This window comes from Microvirgula sp. AG722, from assembly GCF_003269145.1.
Classification (GTDB): domain Bacteria; phylum Pseudomonadota; class Gammaproteobacteria; order Burkholderiales; family Aquaspirillaceae; genus Microvirgula; species Microvirgula aerodenitrificans.
This window is the reverse complement of record NZ_QLTJ01000001.1, coordinates 733,433-749,482: the sequence shown is the minus strand read 5'-3', so window position 1 is coordinate 749,482 and position 16,050 is coordinate 733,433. Positions and strand designations below refer to the sequence as shown.

General features: G+C 63.8%; 11 protein-coding genes. 4 read left to right on the top strand and 7 right to left on the bottom strand.

All coding sequences use genetic code 11. The features are described 5' to 3' along the window. Positions 1-247: 247 nt before the first annotated feature. The 6 genes from nadB to DFO50_RS03500 form a co-directional block, all read right to left on the bottom strand. Positions 248-1,840, bottom strand: a complete 1,593-nt coding sequence (nadB, locus tag DFO50_RS03525) for an L-aspartate oxidase (protein WP_107888972.1) — start codon at positions 1,838-1,840, stop codon at positions 248-250. Positions 1,841-1,972: 132 nt separating this feature from the next. Beyond that, on the bottom strand, positions 1,973-3,061 hold the full coding sequence (locus DFO50_RS03520; RefSeq protein ID WP_112692026.1) for a polyamine ABC transporter substrate-binding protein: 1,089 nt from the start codon (positions 3,059-3,061) through the stop codon (positions 1,973-1,975). A 166-nt stretch (positions 3,062-3,227) separates the two neighbouring features. Beyond that, complete coding sequence (locus DFO50_RS03515; protein ID WP_028498727.1) at positions 3,228-4,571, bottom strand: glutamine synthetase family protein; 1,344 nt, start codon at positions 4,569-4,571, stop codon at positions 3,228-3,230. Between the two features lie 186 nt (positions 4,572-4,757). After that, positions 4,758-4,946, bottom strand: a complete 189-nt coding sequence (locus tag DFO50_RS03510; protein ID WP_146745005.1) for a hypothetical protein — start codon at positions 4,944-4,946, stop codon at positions 4,758-4,760. Between the two features lie 148 nt (positions 4,947-5,094). After that, positions 5,095-6,522, bottom strand: coding sequence for a hypothetical protein (locus DFO50_RS03505; RefSeq protein ID WP_028498725.1), 1,428 nt, complete (start codon positions 6,520-6,522; stop codon positions 5,095-5,097). Positions 6,523-6,530: 8 nt separating this feature from the next. After that, complete coding sequence (locus DFO50_RS03500; RefSeq protein ID WP_112692025.1) at positions 6,531-6,890, bottom strand: DsrE/DsrF/TusD sulfur relay family protein; 360 nt, start codon at positions 6,888-6,890, stop codon at positions 6,531-6,533. Positions 6,891-7,070: 180 nt separating this feature from the next. Here DFO50_RS03500 and DFO50_RS03495 point away from each other — a divergent pair, with 180 nt between their 5' ends. The 4 genes from DFO50_RS03495 (at position 7,071) to DFO50_RS03480 (ending at position 14,115) form a co-directional block, all read left to right on the top strand. Beyond that, positions 7,071-8,207: an alpha-hydroxy acid oxidase gene (locus tag DFO50_RS03495; RefSeq protein ID WP_112692024.1), complete on the top strand. Its 1,137-nt coding sequence runs from the start codon at positions 7,071-7,073 to the stop codon at positions 8,205-8,207. A gap of 323 nt (positions 8,208-8,530) precedes the next feature. Next, positions 8,531-10,828, top strand: a complete 2,298-nt coding sequence (locus tag DFO50_RS03490; protein ID WP_112692023.1) for a TonB-dependent siderophore receptor — start codon at positions 8,531-8,533, stop codon at positions 10,826-10,828. Positions 10,829-10,898: 70 nt separating this feature from the next. After that, positions 10,899-11,579, top strand: a complete 681-nt coding sequence (locus tag DFO50_RS03485; protein WP_107888967.1) for a Fe2+-dependent dioxygenase — start codon at positions 10,899-10,901, stop codon at positions 11,577-11,579. 22 nt (positions 11,580-11,601) lie between these two features. Further along, on the top strand, positions 11,602-14,115 hold the full coding sequence (locus tag DFO50_RS03480; RefSeq protein ID WP_112692022.1) for a sulfite reductase flavoprotein subunit alpha: 2,514 nt from the start codon (positions 11,602-11,604) through the stop codon (positions 14,113-14,115). A 252-nt stretch (positions 14,116-14,367) separates the two neighbouring features. On the opposite strand, the gene DFO50_RS03475 is transcribed toward DFO50_RS03480, so the two are convergent. Continuing rightward, entirely contained in the window at positions 14,368-15,975 is a 1,608-nt protein-coding gene (locus DFO50_RS03475; protein ID WP_199489722.1) for a Fic family protein, read from the bottom strand. Positions 15,976-16,050: the final 75 nt, after the last annotated feature.

Below are 16,050 nucleotides of genomic sequence, written 5' to 3'. Positions count from 1 at the left end.
TCTCAAAAGAACTTCTGAAAGTTCTTCCTTGACTGTGTAAGCCTTGCTTTTCAGCAAGCGCCTACACTTATCGGTTGTCTGTTTTGTTAAAGAGCATTTTTCCGAACCGAATCAGCGACTTGCTGCTTCGTTCGGCGCTGCGTCGTGCAGCGAGGAAGCGAACTATACGTCCGCCCCTCTATTCCGTCAACACCTCTTCGCACTTTTCCTGTCACAAAAAGGTCAAACTACTGTTCGTAAAGGATATTTACTTTGCCGTCTCCGGCACCAGGATCGTGTCGACCGCATCAGCCAGCGTCTCCGGATAGTCGCGACTGTAGTGCAGGCCCCGGCTTTCATGCCGCGCCATGGCCGAACGCACGATCAATTCGGCGGTCTGCACCAGGTTGCGCAGTTCGATCAGGTCATTGGTGACGTGGAAGTTGCTGTAGTACTCGTTGATTTCGGTCTTAAGCAGTTCGATGCGGTGCAGCGCCCGCTCCAGCCGCTTGTTGGTGCGCACGATGCCGACGTAGTCCCACATCGAGCGGCGCAGTTCGTCCCAGTTGTGCGAGATGACCACGGCCTCGTCGGCATCGGTCACCCGGCTGTCGTCCCAGTCCGGAACCGGCGGCGTCTGCTGCTTGCCGGCCTTGAGGATATGTTCCGCCGCCGCCCGCCCGATCACCATGCATTCGAGCAGCGAGTTCGACGCCAGCCGGTTGGCGCCGTGCAGCCCGGTGCAGGCGACTTCACCCACTGCATACAGGTTGTCGACGTCGGTCTTCCCGCACAGGTCGGTCTTGAGGCCGCCGCAGGTGTAGTGCGCCGCCGGCACCACCGGGATCGGTTCCTTGCAGATGTCGATACCCAGCGCCAGGCAGGTGGCATGGATGTTCGGGAAGTGTTCGCGCACGAAGCTTTCCGGCTTGTACGAGATATCAAGGTATACGCAGTCGAGGCCATGACGCTTCATCTCGAAGTCGATGGCCCGGGCCACGATGTCGCGCGGGGCGAGTTCCGCCCGCGGATCATGGTTGGGCATGAAGCGGGTGCCGTCCGGCAGACGCAGGATGCCGCCTTCGCCGCGCACGGCTTCGGAGATCAGGAACGACTTGGCATGCGGGTGATACAGGCAGGTCGGGTGGAACTGGATGAACTCCATGTTCGCCACCCGGCAGCCGGCGCGCCAGCCCATGGCGATGCCATCGCCGGTCGCGGTGTCCGGATTGGTCGTATACAGATAGACCTTGCCGGCACCACCGGAGGCCAGGATGGTGTGCTGTGCGGTGACGGTGTGGACTTCGTCCAGTTCGATGTCGAGCACATAGGCGCCGAAACAGCGCTTGCCTTCCAGCCCCAGCTTCTGCGCAGTGATCAGGTCGATGCAGATGTGCTGTTCCAGCAGGGTGATGTTCGGATGGGCGCGGATCTTCTGCCCCAGCGTCGAGGTGACCGCGCTGCCGGTCGCATCGGCGGCATGGATGATGCGGCGATGGCTGTGTCCGCCCTCGCGGGTCAGGTGAAAGCCGCGGTAGCTGTTTTCCTCGCCGTCGTCGGGAGAAAACGGCACGCCGAGCGAGATCAGCCAGTCGATGGCCTGGCGCGAGTTCTCGACGATAAAGCGTGTCGCCGGTTCGTTGCACAGCCCGCCGCCGGCCACCAGCGTGTCCTGGATATGCGCCTCGACCGAGTCGCCGGCATCGAGCACGGCGGCGATGCCGCCCTGTGCATAACTCGAACTGGCCTCGAGCAGTTCCTTCTTGGTGATCAGCCCGACCTTTTTCTTCTCGGCCAGATGCAGCGCCAGCGTCATGCCCGCCAGTCCGCTGCCCACGATCAATACGTCGAACGTCATCATCCCGTGTTGCCTGCGCAGTTTGCAATGCAGCGCAGCATAGCAAAAGCGGAACGGGAAAAGCTTATGCCGATTGCCTGAGCCGGCAAGCAGTAGTGCATGCGACCGCTTGCCGGCACCACAGGACGGTTGCCCTTACTTGCGGGTCTTGATTTCCTGCCAGTAGCGGGTAATCAGGCGCTGGGATTTCGGATCGAGCGGCATCTGCACATAGCCGGCGTTGACGGTCGCCGCCGACGGGTAGATCGACGGGTCACTGGTCAAGCTCTTGTCCAGCAGCGGCCTGGCCGCCTGGTTGCCGTTGGCGTAGGTGACCTTGGTCGAGATCGCCGCGATGATCTCCGGCCGCATGATGAAGTTCAGGAACTTGTGCGCGTTGTCGGGGTGTTTGGCGTCTTTCGGGATCACCATGCTGTCGAACCACAGTTCCACGCCTTCCTTCGGCACCAGCGGCTTGATGTCGACACCGTTTTTGGTTTCGATCGCACGCCGCCTGGCAATGTTCAGGTCGCCGCCATAGCCGAACACCAGGCACAGCTCGCCATTGGCCAGTTCATTGATATAGCCGGACGACGAGAAGCGGGTGATATGCGGGCGGATGGATTTCAGCAGGTCGGCGGCGGCCTTCAGGTCGGCGGGATCGGTCGAGTTCGGGTTCTTGCCCAGGTAGTGCAGCGCAGTCGGAAAGACTTCTGACGGCGAGTCGAGCACGGACACCCCGCACGATTTCAGCTTCGATATGTACTCGGGCTTGAACAGCAGGTCGAACTGGCGCTCCGGCAGTTTGCCGCCCAGCGCCTGGTTGACCTTCTTCACATTGATGCCGACCGTGTTCATCCCCCACAGGTAAGGAATCGCATAGGCATTGCCGGGATCGAACTTGGTAGTGGTCTTCAGTACCTGCGGGTCGAGGTTCTTGTAGTTGGACAGCTTCGCCTTGTCGAGCTTCTGATAGATGCCGGACTGGATCTGCCGGGCCAGGAAGGCATTGGTCGGCACCACGATGTCGTAGCCGGATTTGCCCGACAGCAGCTTGGCCTGCAGGATCTCGTTGCTGTCGTAGACGTCGTAGCGCACCTTGATGCCGGTTTCCTTCTCGAACCGGGCCACGGTGTCGTCGGCGATATAGTCCGACCAGTTGTAGATATTGAGGACTTTCTCCTCGGCGGCGGACACGAACGGCGATACGGCGAGCAAGGTCAGCAAAAGTGTTTTCTTCAGCATGATGCGGGCTTCTCCTCGTTATGAACGGACCGCACCATGCGGAGGGCATGACGCGGGTGCTGCCAATACCGAAACATCACCGACTGCGGGCACTCGGCATCCTGCCCGGCAAACAAGCAAAACCCTTGCCCGCCATGGCAGTGCTCAGGACCGCGGGGAAAACCGGCTACACATGCAGCAGCAGATGGCGGCGCTCCCAGGGACTGATCACGCGCGCATACTCTTCATATTCGGCTTCCTTGACTGAACAATAGGCACGCACGAAGCGCTCGCCCAGCACTTCGGCCAGCGGGGCGCAGCCGCGCAGCCACTCGATGGCATCGTCCAGATGCCGTGGCAGTTCGTACGGCATGCCATAGGCGCTGGTCGCCAGTGGCGGCGTCGGCGTGCGTTCCTCGATCATGCCGAGGTAGCCGGCGGCCAGCGAGGCGGCAATCGCGATATACGGATTGCAGTCGACGCCGGGCAGCCGGTTCTCCACCCGCCGGGCCGCCGGGCCGGAATGCGGCACCCGCAGCCCGCAGGTCCGGTTGTCATAACCCCAGCGCACATTGATCGGCGCCGCACTGAAACGGGTCAGCCGGCGGTACGAGTTCACATACGGGGCGAAGAACGGCATCGATTTCGGCAGGTAGTGCTGCTGACCGCCGAGGAAATGCAGGAACAGCGCGGATGGCTCCCCATCCGGACGCGAAAACAGATTGCCGCCACCATCGACGCCGACCACGCTCTGGTGCAGGTGCATGGCGCTGCCCGGCTCGCCCTCCATCGGCTTGGCCATGAAGGTCGCGTACATCGAGTGGCGGATGGCAACCTCGCGCACGATGCGCTTGAACAGGAACACCTGGTCGGCCAGCGCCAGCGGGTCGCCATGGCTGAAGTTGATCTCCATCTGCGCCACGCCGACCTCGTGGATCAGGGTCTCGATCTTCAGTTCCTGGGTTTCACAGTAGGCATAGATATCCTCGAACACCGGATCGAACTCGTTGACCGCATCGACGCTGTACGCCTGGCGCCCGGTTTCCGAGCGCCCGGTGCGGCCGACCGGCGGCTCCAGCGGCAGGTCCGGGTCGGGATTGGTCGTGACCAGGTAGAACTCCATTTCCGGCGCCACCACTGGCTCCCAGCCCCGGGCGCGATACAGCGACAGCACCCGGCGCAGCACGTTGCGCGGCGACAGGTCGACCGGCGTACCGTCGAACTTGTAGCAGTCATGGATCAGCACCGCGGTCGGCTCCAGCGCCCACGGCACCAGCCGCGCGGTGGACGGGTCCGGCATCAGCACCATGTCCGGATCGACCGGGGCCACATAGTCCTCGTCATCGTCCGGGTAGTTGCCGGTCACGGTCTGCAGCAGCACGACCTCCGGCAGCCGCAACCCTTCGACGTCGTCGTATTTGTCGCGCGGCACGATTTTGCCGCGTGCGATGCCGGTCATGTCCGGCACGATGCATTCCACTTCGGTCACGCGCTGGCGATCAAGCCAGCCGCTCAGGGATTCCTGATTCATGATCAACACTCCGGGCCGCCGACGCGCGACCGGGACGCGCAGGGGCGCACCGGGTCGACGCAGGGGTCGGCAACCGCGTTGGCTGCCCGCACCGGCGCACGCGCCAGCGGACGGCGGCTTGCGGCCGCGGTCCATGCGGGACTTCAATATCGGATGGGGGGTAGCCGGACGGGCCGGCGATGGCGGTCAGGCCGCCGGGGACAGGCAGTCGCCGTGGGTGTCGAATGGCTGGACAAATACGCCGAGTGCGATGCGGGCGCGGCAGACGCCGGCATTGTGCGGCGACACGCGTCTCACCCCGGCATCGAAATCGGCCAGCGGGTTGTTGAACGTGTAGGCGGCCAGCGGGGCAAAACGCATCGGGTCGGCACTCATCAGGTGTGACCGGCCACGGCTGGCCGGCCGGGTTGCCGACAGCGCGAACGGCACAGGCCGCCCGCGTGCATTTCATCAGCAACGCAGTGAGTTCACTTTACGCCGGGGTCATCGGCGGCGGCAAGGACTATCCGCCGCCTCCGGTACGCTAGTGCAGCAGGTCGCGCGGCGGGACCATGCTGATTTCGAACTGCTGCAGCAGCTCGGACAACTGTACCAGTGCCGCGTCGCGATCCGGTGCCAGATCCGGACTGATCAGCCAGGCAAAACTGGTCAGGCTTTCCCCGTCCCGGGTGTGCAGCAGCGACAGCCACCAGGCACTGGCCTGCGGCCGGTACTCGACCTCGGCACGCACGGCGTTCAGGCCGATGCTCTTTTCCAGGTAGGACAGGCAGAACATCAGCCGCTTCACATTGTATTCCTGGGTACCGGTGGCAAAACTCTGCCACAGCGGCTCGGGCTGGAAGATGGTCGCTTCGCCGTAGTCGATCTCGGCGTTCATCGACTGCTCGATCACCGGCATCATCGCATCGAGCAGCAGTTGCGGATCGGCATGCTCTCCCTGCAGCGTGCCGCGCTCGACCGCAAACACGATCCAGTTCAGCGTCAGCCGTGGCAGGTAGTTCTGCCGTTCCTCTTCGTAGCGGCGACGCATGGCATCAACCTCTTCCGGCACGAACACTTCACCGGCATCGAGCGCGTCGGCAACGTGGATCAGCGTCTGGCAGGCCGAGTCGCGCAGCATCCCGTGGGTGAACAGCGCCGGCGAGACGTGCAGCTGCACCTTCGGCGCCAGGTGGTAGTGCTCGCGCAGCACCGCCTCCAGTCCGTCCAGGCCGGGGAAATACCAGCCCTCGCCGGCATGCTCGACGGTGTACATCAGCGGCACCGCCCACAGCTCGTAGGGCTTGAAGCTGCCGTCCGGCCGCGCCACGTCGGGGAAGGCAATCAGTTCGCGCGCGCGCGACAGCAGCGTATTGCGCGCCTGCGGCTCCTCGACCAGCGCCAGTTGCGCCTCGGTGAAGATGCGCGGGTCGTTGCTGTTCAGTGCGGCCTGGGTCTGCACCGCCAGCTGGATGCCGGCGGCCGGGTCGCTGTCGGCACCGCGCGCGGCGGCGGCCAGACTGGCGGCGCGTTCGGCAACACTGGCGCTCTCGTCGGTCTCGCGCTTCATGACCCGCAGCCGGCGGATCGGCTCGGCCTCGCGCTTCTTGTAGGCCTCGTCGATGGCCCAGTAGCAGGCGATGGCGTCGTCACAAATCTTCTGCAGCACCCCGGCGGTCGGCTCGCCATTGCCGTAGAAATTGAAGTCGGTCAGCGTCACGCCGTCATTACAGGCGTAATAGCTGACGTTTTCCGCCTCGTCATACAGCATGGCCGAGCAGAAACCTTCGGCGTCCGAGCCCTTGAATTCGAGATCCTGGACCACGATGCGGCAGACAAAGGTCGGCTCTTCGGTATGGACCAGGTATTCATGTTCTTCGAGGCCTTCCGCGTCAACGGCATCACCGAAGATGAACCGGTTCGGCAGGAAGGGATCGCCAGGCAGGGTGGAAGAAGCTTTGATGGTTCGCATGGGCACCCTCAGAACGTCAGGATCTGGTCGGCCGTGCGCATCCAGCTCGCCACGTCGGCCAGCGTGCCGATGGCCGCGCCGGGAACGAAGCCGGCATCGAGCAGGCCACGGGCAGCCAGGCAGGTCCGGCACAGCCGGATCTCGGCGCCGCCGCGCGCCAGTTCCGCCAGCATGTCGCCGAGGTTCTGGGTCGAACCGCCGGTGTCCTGCCCGGCCAGCGCCGCCACCACGGCATCCGACATCAGGAACAGGCGCAGGGAAACCGGCTCCGCCTCCGGATCGGTCAGCGCGGCGGCAAGGCGCAGGGCGGACAGGGCAGCTTCATGACCGTAGGGGCTGGCATTGAGGATGAACAGAAAGGATTTCATGACGATACGGCGTGTCGGCCGGCCTGACGGAAAGCGAAGATGAACGAATTATACCGTTACCGCTCTGGCCCGGCCGTTTGCCGGCACATATAAGAAAGTAGCCGTCGGCGCGCACGGCTCCCCCACGCCGGGCGGCGCACGGTTAGAATGCGAACCATTATCAGTTCAGTATCCTGCCCCATGCCTCCCGCCCCCCGCCCTGGCTCCATCCCGCGCGACATCGCCGCCGTCGCCGACTACGAACCGTTCGCCCGCCGCTGCCTGGATGACAATGCCTGGGCCTATCTGGCCGGTGGCGCCGCCGACGAGCATACGCTGCGCTGGAACCGCGCAGCCTTCGATGCCATCCGCCTGCAGGGCAGCGTGCTGGCCGATGTCAGCGGCGGACACACCCGGCTGACCCTGTTCGGTCACGACTACGCGCACCCGGTATTTCTGGCACCGGTCGCCCACCAGCGCCTGTTTCACCCCGATGGCGAACTGGCGACAGCGCAGGCAGCCGAGGCAATGGACGCGGCGATGCTGGTCAGCACGCTGGCCAGTACCCGGCTGGAAGACATCGCCCGGGTCGGCCGGGCCCCGCTGTGGTTCCAGCTCTATGTGCAGCCAGATCGCGGTTTTACCCGCAGCCTGGTCGAGCGGGCCGAGGCGGCCGGCTACCGCGCGCTGGTGGTCACGGTCGACGCCCCGGTCTGGGGCCTGCGCAATCGTGAGCAGCGCGCCGGCTTTCAACTGCCGCCGGGGGTGGAGCCGGTCAACCTGCGCGGCATGTCCATGCCGGGCACGCCGCAGCTAGCGCCCGGTCAGAGCATGGTGTTTGACGGCCTGATGGCTCATGCCCCGACCTGGCGCGATATCGAAGCCCTGCGCGGGCTGACCCGCCTGCCGCTGATCCTGAAAGGCATCTGCTCGGCACGGGACGCGCAGCAGGCGGCACGCCTCGGCATTGATGGCGTGATCGTGTCCAATCATGGCGGGCGAACGCTGGATACCCTGCCTGCCAGCATCGACGCGCTGCCGGTCATTGCCGACGCGGTCGGCCCCTCGCTGCCGCTGCTGCTCGATGGCGGTATCCGCCGTGGCAGCGACATCGTCAAGGCGCTGGCGCTCGGCGCCCGCGCGGTGCTGATCGGCCGTCCTTATCTGCATGGACTGGCCACGGCCGGGGCGCTCGGCGCCGCCCATGTGATCAAGCTGCTGCGCGAGGAACTCGAAGTGACCATGGCGCTGTGCGGCTGCGCACGGCTGCAGGATATCGACCGTCGCATTTTGTTCACACCGCTGCCAGGCAGGACCAGCGAGCCGGAAAAGCGCTGAAATACAGTCTTTTACCGTTTCTGATACAGAAAATTCTCGTTTCATGACGGTTAATTCTGAGCAAGGTCAATAACACTTGGATTGACCCTTGAAAATAGGAAGCATTATCATTCCACATTCTGAAGCCGATCTTGTAACGAAGCCCTCAAGCAAGCCACCACCGCCCGCCTTTGCGGCGCCCAGGAAGCCAGCCAGAAGATTCTTACAACAACTAAAGCGGCGAAGCCCCGCCCCCGGTCCAGACCGCGTTTTCATGACATGAGCACGACGATCCGGGCCGGCGGACAGCGCTTACGCCGCTATTCCCCGCATGGAGCTCCTGGATGTCGTATATCAAAAGCCGCAAGCACGCGCCTTGTCACCCGCCGCGCCTGAACCGCACCGTCGCGCTGACGGCACTGGCCATCACCCTGCCGGCAACCGCACTGGCGGACGAACCGAAACAACTGCAGGCCGTCGACGTGTCAGCGCCGGCCATCAATCCGGACAGCTATACGGCCGAGCGCGCCGCCTCGACCAAATACACCGCACCGCTGGTCGACACGCCAAAGTCGGTAACCGTGATCACCCGGGAAGTGCTCCGCGAAACCAACGCCACCAGCCTGCAGGATGCACTGCGCAGCACGCCGGGCATCACCTTCGGCATGGGGGAAGGCGGCAACCCGGCCGGCGACCGTCCGTTCATCCGTGGCTTCGATTCGCAAGGCAATCTGTTTATCGACGGTCTGCGCGACCCGGGTTCGCAATCGCGTGACATGTTCAACGTCGAGCAGGTCGACGTGATCAAGGGGCCTGACTCGGCCTTCAGCGGCGGCGGCGCGGTCGGCGGCAGCATCAACCTGACCACCAAGCAGGCCCGCCTCGGTGATTTCGGCGAGGTCGATGTCGGCTTCGGCACCGACAAGTACATGCGCGCCACCGTCGACCTGAATCGCCAGCTCGGCGAGACGTCGGCCCTGCGCCTGAACCTGCTTGGCTTCAGGAGCGATGTACCGGGCCGCGACGAGGTCGATCTCAATCACTGGGGCGTGGCGCCGTCGCTGGCCCTGGGCCTGGGCACGCCGACCCGGGTGAATCTGGACTATTACCACTTCCAGACCGACGACATGCCCGACTACGGCATTCCGTACAACAGCCCGATCTCGCCGTACCTCACCGTAACCAGCCCCACGGCACCGACCGGCAAGCCGACCGCGAACCCGGCCGCGTCGCAGAATGGCGATGGCGGCCCGCTCGGCGTGGACCGCAACAATTTCTATGGCCTGGTCGATCGCGATTTCCGCAAGACCCGGGTCGACAGCGGCACGGTCAGGATCGAGCATGACCTGAACGACCAGTTCACCCTGCGCAATGCGACGCGCTACACCCGCTCGCTGAACGACTATGTGGTCACCAACCCGGGCGACTCCAGCGCGAATATCGTCAATGGCAGCCCGACCATGCCGCGCAGCTCGAAAAACCGCCATTCGAGCAGCGAAGTCATCATCAACGCGACCGAGCTGGCCGGCCATTTCCTGACCGGCGCCATCAAGCACACCATCGCTACCGGTTTTGAAATCAGCCGTACCGAAGTCGACAATCGCGGCTACACCGTCACCGGCACCTCGAACGCCAATATCCAGAACCCGAACCCGCACGACCCGTGGACCGGCTCGGTGGTCCGCGCGACCGCCGGCACCAAAACCACGACCAACACCCAGGGCCTGTATGCGTTCGACACGCTGACGCTGAATCCGCAATGGCTGCTGAACCTTGGCCTGCGCTATGACCGCTTCGATACCGAGCAGCGTGCGTACACCACCAACGGCACGGCACCGAATGCGGCCAGCAATCTCAGCAGCGACAGCACCTTCTGGAGCTACCAGGCCGGCATCGTGTTCAAGCCGCTCGAAAACGGCAGCATCTACCTGAACTATTCGACCGCCGCCAACCCGCCGGGTATTGCCGCCGGTGACGGCGCCGACTCGATCTCGGCCACCAACAAGGACCTGGAACCGGAAAAGACCCGCAGCATCGAGCTTGGCACCAAGTGGAACCTGCTCGACAACAGGCTGTCGCTGAGCGGTGCGATCTTCAACATCACCAAGACCAATGCCAAGGTCAACGTCGATGCGAACACCATGGCCACGGTCGGCAAGCAGGAGATCAACGGCTTCGAGCTCGGCATCGCCGGCGTGCTGACGCCGAAATGGCAGGTGTTCGGCGGCTACACCTATCTGGACAGCGAACTGAAGGAAACCGGCGACTCGTACTGGAGCACCCGCAACGGCACCAGCTGGAGCTACAACAACAACGCGGCCAACAAGGGCAACCAGTTCCCGAATACGCCGAAGAACAGCTTCAGCCTGTGGACAACTTACAAGTTCCTGCCGCAACTGACTGTCGGCGGTGGCGCGTACTACATGTCCAGGGTCTACGGCGATCCGGCCAATACCAAGTGGGTGCCGTCGTACTGGCGCTTTGATGCCATGGCCAGCTACGACATCACCAGGAATGTCAGCGTCCGCCTGAACGTGACCAATCTGTTCGACAAGACCTACTACGACAAGGCCTACGTAACCCACATGGTGTCGGTGGCACCGGGACGTCAGGCGGTGCTGAGCGCCAACGTCAAGTTCTGAGTCTGCAGTCCCCCTCCCCGTCCGGTGCCTTCCGCACCGGGCGGTTTTTGCCATTCAGGAGATCCGCATCATGATGCTGCACGTACCGGAAGTGCTGAGCCGCGAACAGGTGGCCGAATGCCGCCGCATCCTGGCCAGTGCCGAATGGGTCGACGGCCAGGCAACCGCCGGCATCCAGGCATCGCAGAGCAAACGCAATCTGCAACTGCCGGAGAACTCGCCGGTCATCGAGGCGCTGCGCGAAGTCGTGACCGACGCGCTGACCCGCCATCCGCTGTTTTTCTCGGCCGCGCTGCCGCACCGCATCCTGCCGCCGTACTTCAATCTGTACCAGGGCGGCGGCCAGTACGGCAATCACGTCGACAACGCCATCCGCCGCGCGCGCGGCCAGGGCCCGGCGCTGCGCACCGACGTATCGACCACGCTGTTCCTGTCCGACCCGGACGAGTACGAGGGCGGCGAACTGGTGGTCGAGGACGCCTATGGCGAGCACCAGGCCAGGCTGCCGGCCGGTGATGCCATCGTCTATCCGTCCACCAGCCTGCACCGGGTCGAACCGGTCACGCGCGGCAGCCGGGTCTGTGCGTTCCTGTGGACGCAAAGCATGATCCGCGACGACTGGCGCCGCACCATGATGTTCGATCTGGACCTGACCATCCAGCGCCTGCGCGAACAGGTTGGTGACAGTACCGAAGTGCTGTCGCTGACCAGCCACTATCACAATCTGCTGCGCCAATGGGCCGAGATCTGACGGTCCCGCGGAGACTCCCTTGTTGAAAAAAGTCTGGTTCCAGCTGCACTGGCTGTTCGGCATCACTGCCGGGCTGGTGCTGGCGGCCGTCGGTCTGACCGGCGCCCTGCTGTCATTCGAGGACGAAATCGTCTCGCTGCTCAATCGCGGCAATATCGTGCCGCCGCCTGCCGCCGTCCGGCTCGCCCCCGATGCGCTGGCCGCGCGCGTGGCCGGGCCCGGCAAGCGCATTGCGTTCATCATGCTGCCGGCCGATATCGACCGGCCGGCGCGAATCGCGTTTGCCGGCCCCGGTGGCAAGCGTGGCGAAACCCTGTATCTGAACCCCTACAGCGGCGAACGGATGGCGACACCGACCGGCGCCGATGCGATGAAGCTGATTCGCGAACTGCACCGTTTCCTGCTGGCCGGTCCGACCGGCAAGTCCATTGTCGGCGCCTCGACCCTGGCGCTGCTGTTCCTGTGCCTGAGCGGGCTGTATCTGCGCTGGCCACGGCTGATGCGGCAATGGCGCAACTGGCTGGCCTTCAAACCGGCCCTGAAAGGCCGTGCCTTCCTGTGGAATCTGCATGCCACCGCCGGTACCTGGGTACTGGTCTGCTATCTGCTGTCGGCGCTGACCGGGCTGTTCTGGTCGTATGACTGGTACCGCGATGCGGTCAACTCGCTGGCCGGCGTCTCCCGCGATCGCGCCGGCGACGGCCCGCCGCGCGGCGAACGCGGCGACAGGCGCGCATCGCCCCGCTTCGACCTGCAGGCCCGCTGGCCGGCCATTGCCGCCGAGGTCGGCAGTTACCAGTCGATGATCCTGCGCCTGCCGAACAAGCCTGGCCAGCCGCTGCAGGTCAGTTACCAGCGCGCCGGCGCGGCGCATGAACGCGCCTTTGATGTGCTGAAATTCGACCCGGCCAGCGGCGCCCTGCTGTCGCGGGAAAACTACGCCGACAAGCCGGCCGGCGCACAACTGGTCGCCAGTGTGCTGCCGCTGCATACCGGCGCCTACTTCGGCCTGCCAGGTCGCCTGATCCTGATGCTGTCCAGCCTGGCCATGCCGCTGTTCGCGATCACCGGCTGGATGCTGTACCTCGATCGCCGGCGCAAGAAAAAACAGGTCGCGGCTGCCGCGCGTCTGGCCGGTACACCGGCAGCGACAACTGGCGACGCGATACTGGTCTGCCATGCCAGCCAGAGCGGTCAGGCGACCGAACTGGCATGGCAGACCGCCGCCAGCCTGCAGGCAGCCGGCCGTACCGTGTGCGTCGAGGCGCTGGGCCGCCTGCCGCCCGACGCCATCGGCCGTTACCGCGATGTGCTGTTTATCGTCAGTACCTTTGGCGATGGCGAGGCGCCCGACAGCGCGCGAGCATTCCGGAAGCAGATGGCTTTGCCGGCCGCGCTCGACGGCGTCCGTTTCGCCCTGCTCGCGCTTGGTGACCGCCAGTACGATGATTTCTGCGCGTTCGGGCGCCAGTTGCAGGACTGGCTGATCCGCTCCGGCGCCAGCGCCCGCTTTGCCCCGATCGAAGTCGATGCCGGTGATCCGGCCGCGCTGGCACAGTGGCAGGCCGCCCTGGCCAGCCATTACGGCGCCGGACCGGTTGCCGAAGCCGAACCTGCCGCGGCCGACTGGCGCATCGTGAGCCGCCTGCACCTGAACCCCGGCAGCCTGGGGGGTGCCACCTACCATCTGGAACTCGCGCCGCCGGCCGACCAGCACCCGCACTGGACGTCGGGGGATCTGGTCGAAGTCACACCACGCCATGCGCAGGAGGTGGTCGATGCCTGGCTGGCCGCCGCCGGCATCGACGCCGGCCTGACCGTGGCCGTGGAGGGCGAGTCGCGCCCGCTGGGCGAGTATCTGGCCGATGTGGTGCTGCCGGATCCGGCCAGCGTGAAGGACCGGCCGCTGGCCGGCTGGCTGTCGGGTCTGACGCCACTGCGGCCGCGCGAGTACTCGATCACCTCGCTGCCGGAAGACGGCCATGTTCATCTGCTGGTGCGCCAGGTGCAGACGGCAACCGGCGCCGGTACCGGTTCCGGCTGGCTGACCCGGCATGCCCCACTGGGCGGCAAGGTCAGCGTGCGCGTACGCCGCAATGCCGGCTTCCACCTGCCGCCGACCGAACGGCCGCTGATCCTGATCGGCAACGGCACCGGACTGGCCAGCCTGCTCGGCCACCTGCGCGCCCGCGCGCGCCAGGGTCAGGGCCGCAACTGGCTGATCTTTGGCGAGCGCAACGCCGACCGCGATTTCTACTATAGAGACGAGCTCGAACACTGGCGCGAACAGGGCCTGCTGGAACGGCTGGATGCGGTGTTTTCGCGCGATCCGTCACCCGGCCGCTACGTGCAGGATGTACTGCGCACGACGGCGGATACCTTGCGGGAATGGCTGGATGCCGGCGCCGCCGTCTATGTATGCGGCAGCCTGAAGGGCATGGCGCCGGCCGTCGACACCGCGCTGCGCGAACTGGTCGGCGAACAGGCACTCGACGAGATGATGGCGGAAGGCCGCTATTGTCGCGACGTGTATTGACTGCCGTTCGGGGTAGGCAGCAACGGCCTCTTTGACCTTGCTGCCCGCCCGGCAGGCATTGGCGTGAGCATGACCGTCTGCACGCGGGAAATACTGACTTTTTATCCACAGGGCAAGTGAAACGGCAGTCGACCGGAGGCGCCCTGACCAGCAATGGCAGGCTTTCTGGCCAATGGAAAAAGTTATCCACAGCCGGATACGGGCGCCCGCTTACCTGACTTGTCCACAGGAGAGAAAATGCGTGCCCCCTGATCAGTCATCAAAGGCAGCGACTACGGCGTGTACGATTCTTTCCCCCAGCCCGGGTTTCTCCGTCAGGAGCGGGTAGCGCTTGCGCAACTGGTTTGAAATGCAGTTTCCGTTCTGCCGGATACTCCGGATGATTCTGTCGAGCTCGTGGTCCGGGGCTTCCAGAAACTGCTTGACCCCCTTCCTGGCATTGTCATTGGCCTGAAGGAACCTTGCCTCGGCCCGCATTTCATGTGTCAGCGTCGTGTCAATCACCTCCGCAAGGTAGATCACGTGCGCAGTCAGGTCTGGATAGCGCCAGGCTGGCAAGGCGTCGTCGTAGCCGCTGAAATGGAAGTTGTACTCGATTCCATCATCGCCAATGACGTCATTGCCAAAATGATATTGATCCGCGTAGTGCAACATCAAGGGGCGGGAGAAGCGCTCAAGCACCTGTTCATACGCTGCCCGCGCATGAGTGCTGTTTGTGATTGTCGCCGATACCGGGAGGATGACCGGCGTCGGCAATACCCCGTCCCGCCGCAGTATGTCGTTGATCAGGAAGCGGGAAATACGGCCGTTTCCATCAGCCATCGGGTGGATATAGACAAAACCGAACGAGGCCGTTGCCGCCCGCACAATGGAAGCACTTCCCCTTGTCCTGTCCAGAAAGCAGGACAGGCCCGAAAGCAGCGACCCCGTATCGCTCCAGTGCGGTGCGATGTAGTCCACTACGGGCTGATAACGTTCGGCATGTCCCACGTAGACCGGAGACTGGCGCAATCCATAGCGCAGAGCCGAGTCCCCAAGGATGCCATTCTGCAGAGTAGCCAGTGTTTCCGGTGCAAAGGGGTTGTCATGTTTGCCGCATTCATTCTCCATCACCGCAGCGAAGCGACGGATCCGGTCTTCCTTGTCCTGTTCATGTTCGATCAGAAAGCTGGCCCTGCTTTCCTTCACGGTCAGCCAGACAGTGCTGCGCATGATCAAGTCAATACCGAAAGTTGACTCCAGCTCGGTCAGTCTGGCCTGGATGTCATACTGTTCCGACTCTTTCACACGGTCTGCACGCCGGATAATCGGGCAGAAGTCCCGGTTTCCCGGCAGATTGTCATTCACGCGCCAGCGCTGGTTTCTGACCCGCGCACCCACTACATACTCTTCCGGATCCAGCGCGTCCGTGTAGTTGCCCCTGCCAACATCCGGAACATCCAGTCTGGTCGGCATCAGCCACTCATAAAAGAAGCATGCGCGACGCGCATAGGCCCCTGTTGGCTCTCTGGCAATCCACTGTTCAAGCGCTTCCCTGGCTTGTGGCAAGCGATACAAGCGCGCCAGGAACTCCAGATGCACGCCCTGATAGCGGAACGCAAAGTTCAGATGCTCACTGAAGGTATCACCAGGGCGGTAGCTTTCCGTGTAGGTCTCAACCCGGTGATCGCCATCGGTCGTGGTAGACCGGCTTCGTCCTATGCCGCTCTGCACGGCAAAGGCATGCACGGGAGACACGCCGAGTGCATTTGCCAGCCATTGATAACCGATGAGTTCCATAAATTTGATTATTGCCCATAAAAAACGATTATAAAACAGCGTTTTCTCTGAAATTTGATTACGGAACGCAAGTCTCTGCACCCTCCGTTACGGTAGCGCCCCGACACAGAACGACAAAAAGCCCACCAGCAGGCGGGCTTTTCGATGTGGACAACA

Excerpts from the sequence above, each read along its gene's own strand:
- DFO50_RS03500 (WP_112692025.1), bottom strand. The coding sequence starts at position 6,890 with ATGAAATCCTTTCTGTTCATCCTCAATGCCAGCCCCTACGGTCATGAA.
- nadB (WP_107888972.1), bottom strand. The coding sequence starts at position 1,840 with ATGATGACGTTCGACGTATTGATCGTGGGCAGCGGACTGGCGGGCATG.
- DFO50_RS03520 (WP_112692026.1), bottom strand. The coding sequence starts at position 3,061 with ATGCTGAAGAAAACACTTTTGCTGACCTTGCTCGCCGTATCGCCGTTC.
- DFO50_RS03485 (WP_107888967.1), top strand. The coding sequence starts at position 10,899 with ATGATGCTGCACGTACCGGAAGTGCTGAGCCGCGAACAGGTGGCCGAA.
- DFO50_RS03510 (WP_146745005.1), bottom strand. The coding sequence starts at position 4,946 with ATGAGTGCCGACCCGATGCGTTTTGCCCCGCTGGCCGCCTACACGTTC.
- DFO50_RS03515 (WP_028498727.1), bottom strand. The coding sequence starts at position 4,571 with ATGAATCAGGAATCCCTGAGCGGCTGGCTTGATCGCCAGCGCGTGACC.
- DFO50_RS03505 (WP_028498725.1), bottom strand. The coding sequence starts at position 6,522 with ATGCGAACCATCAAAGCTTCTTCCACCCTGCCTGGCGATCCCTTCCTG.
- DFO50_RS03490 (WP_112692023.1), top strand. The coding sequence starts at position 8,531 with ATGTCGTATATCAAAAGCCGCAAGCACGCGCCTTGTCACCCGCCGCGC.
- DFO50_RS03495 (WP_112692024.1), top strand. The coding sequence starts at position 7,071 with ATGCCTCCCGCCCCCCGCCCTGGCTCCATCCCGCGCGACATCGCCGCC.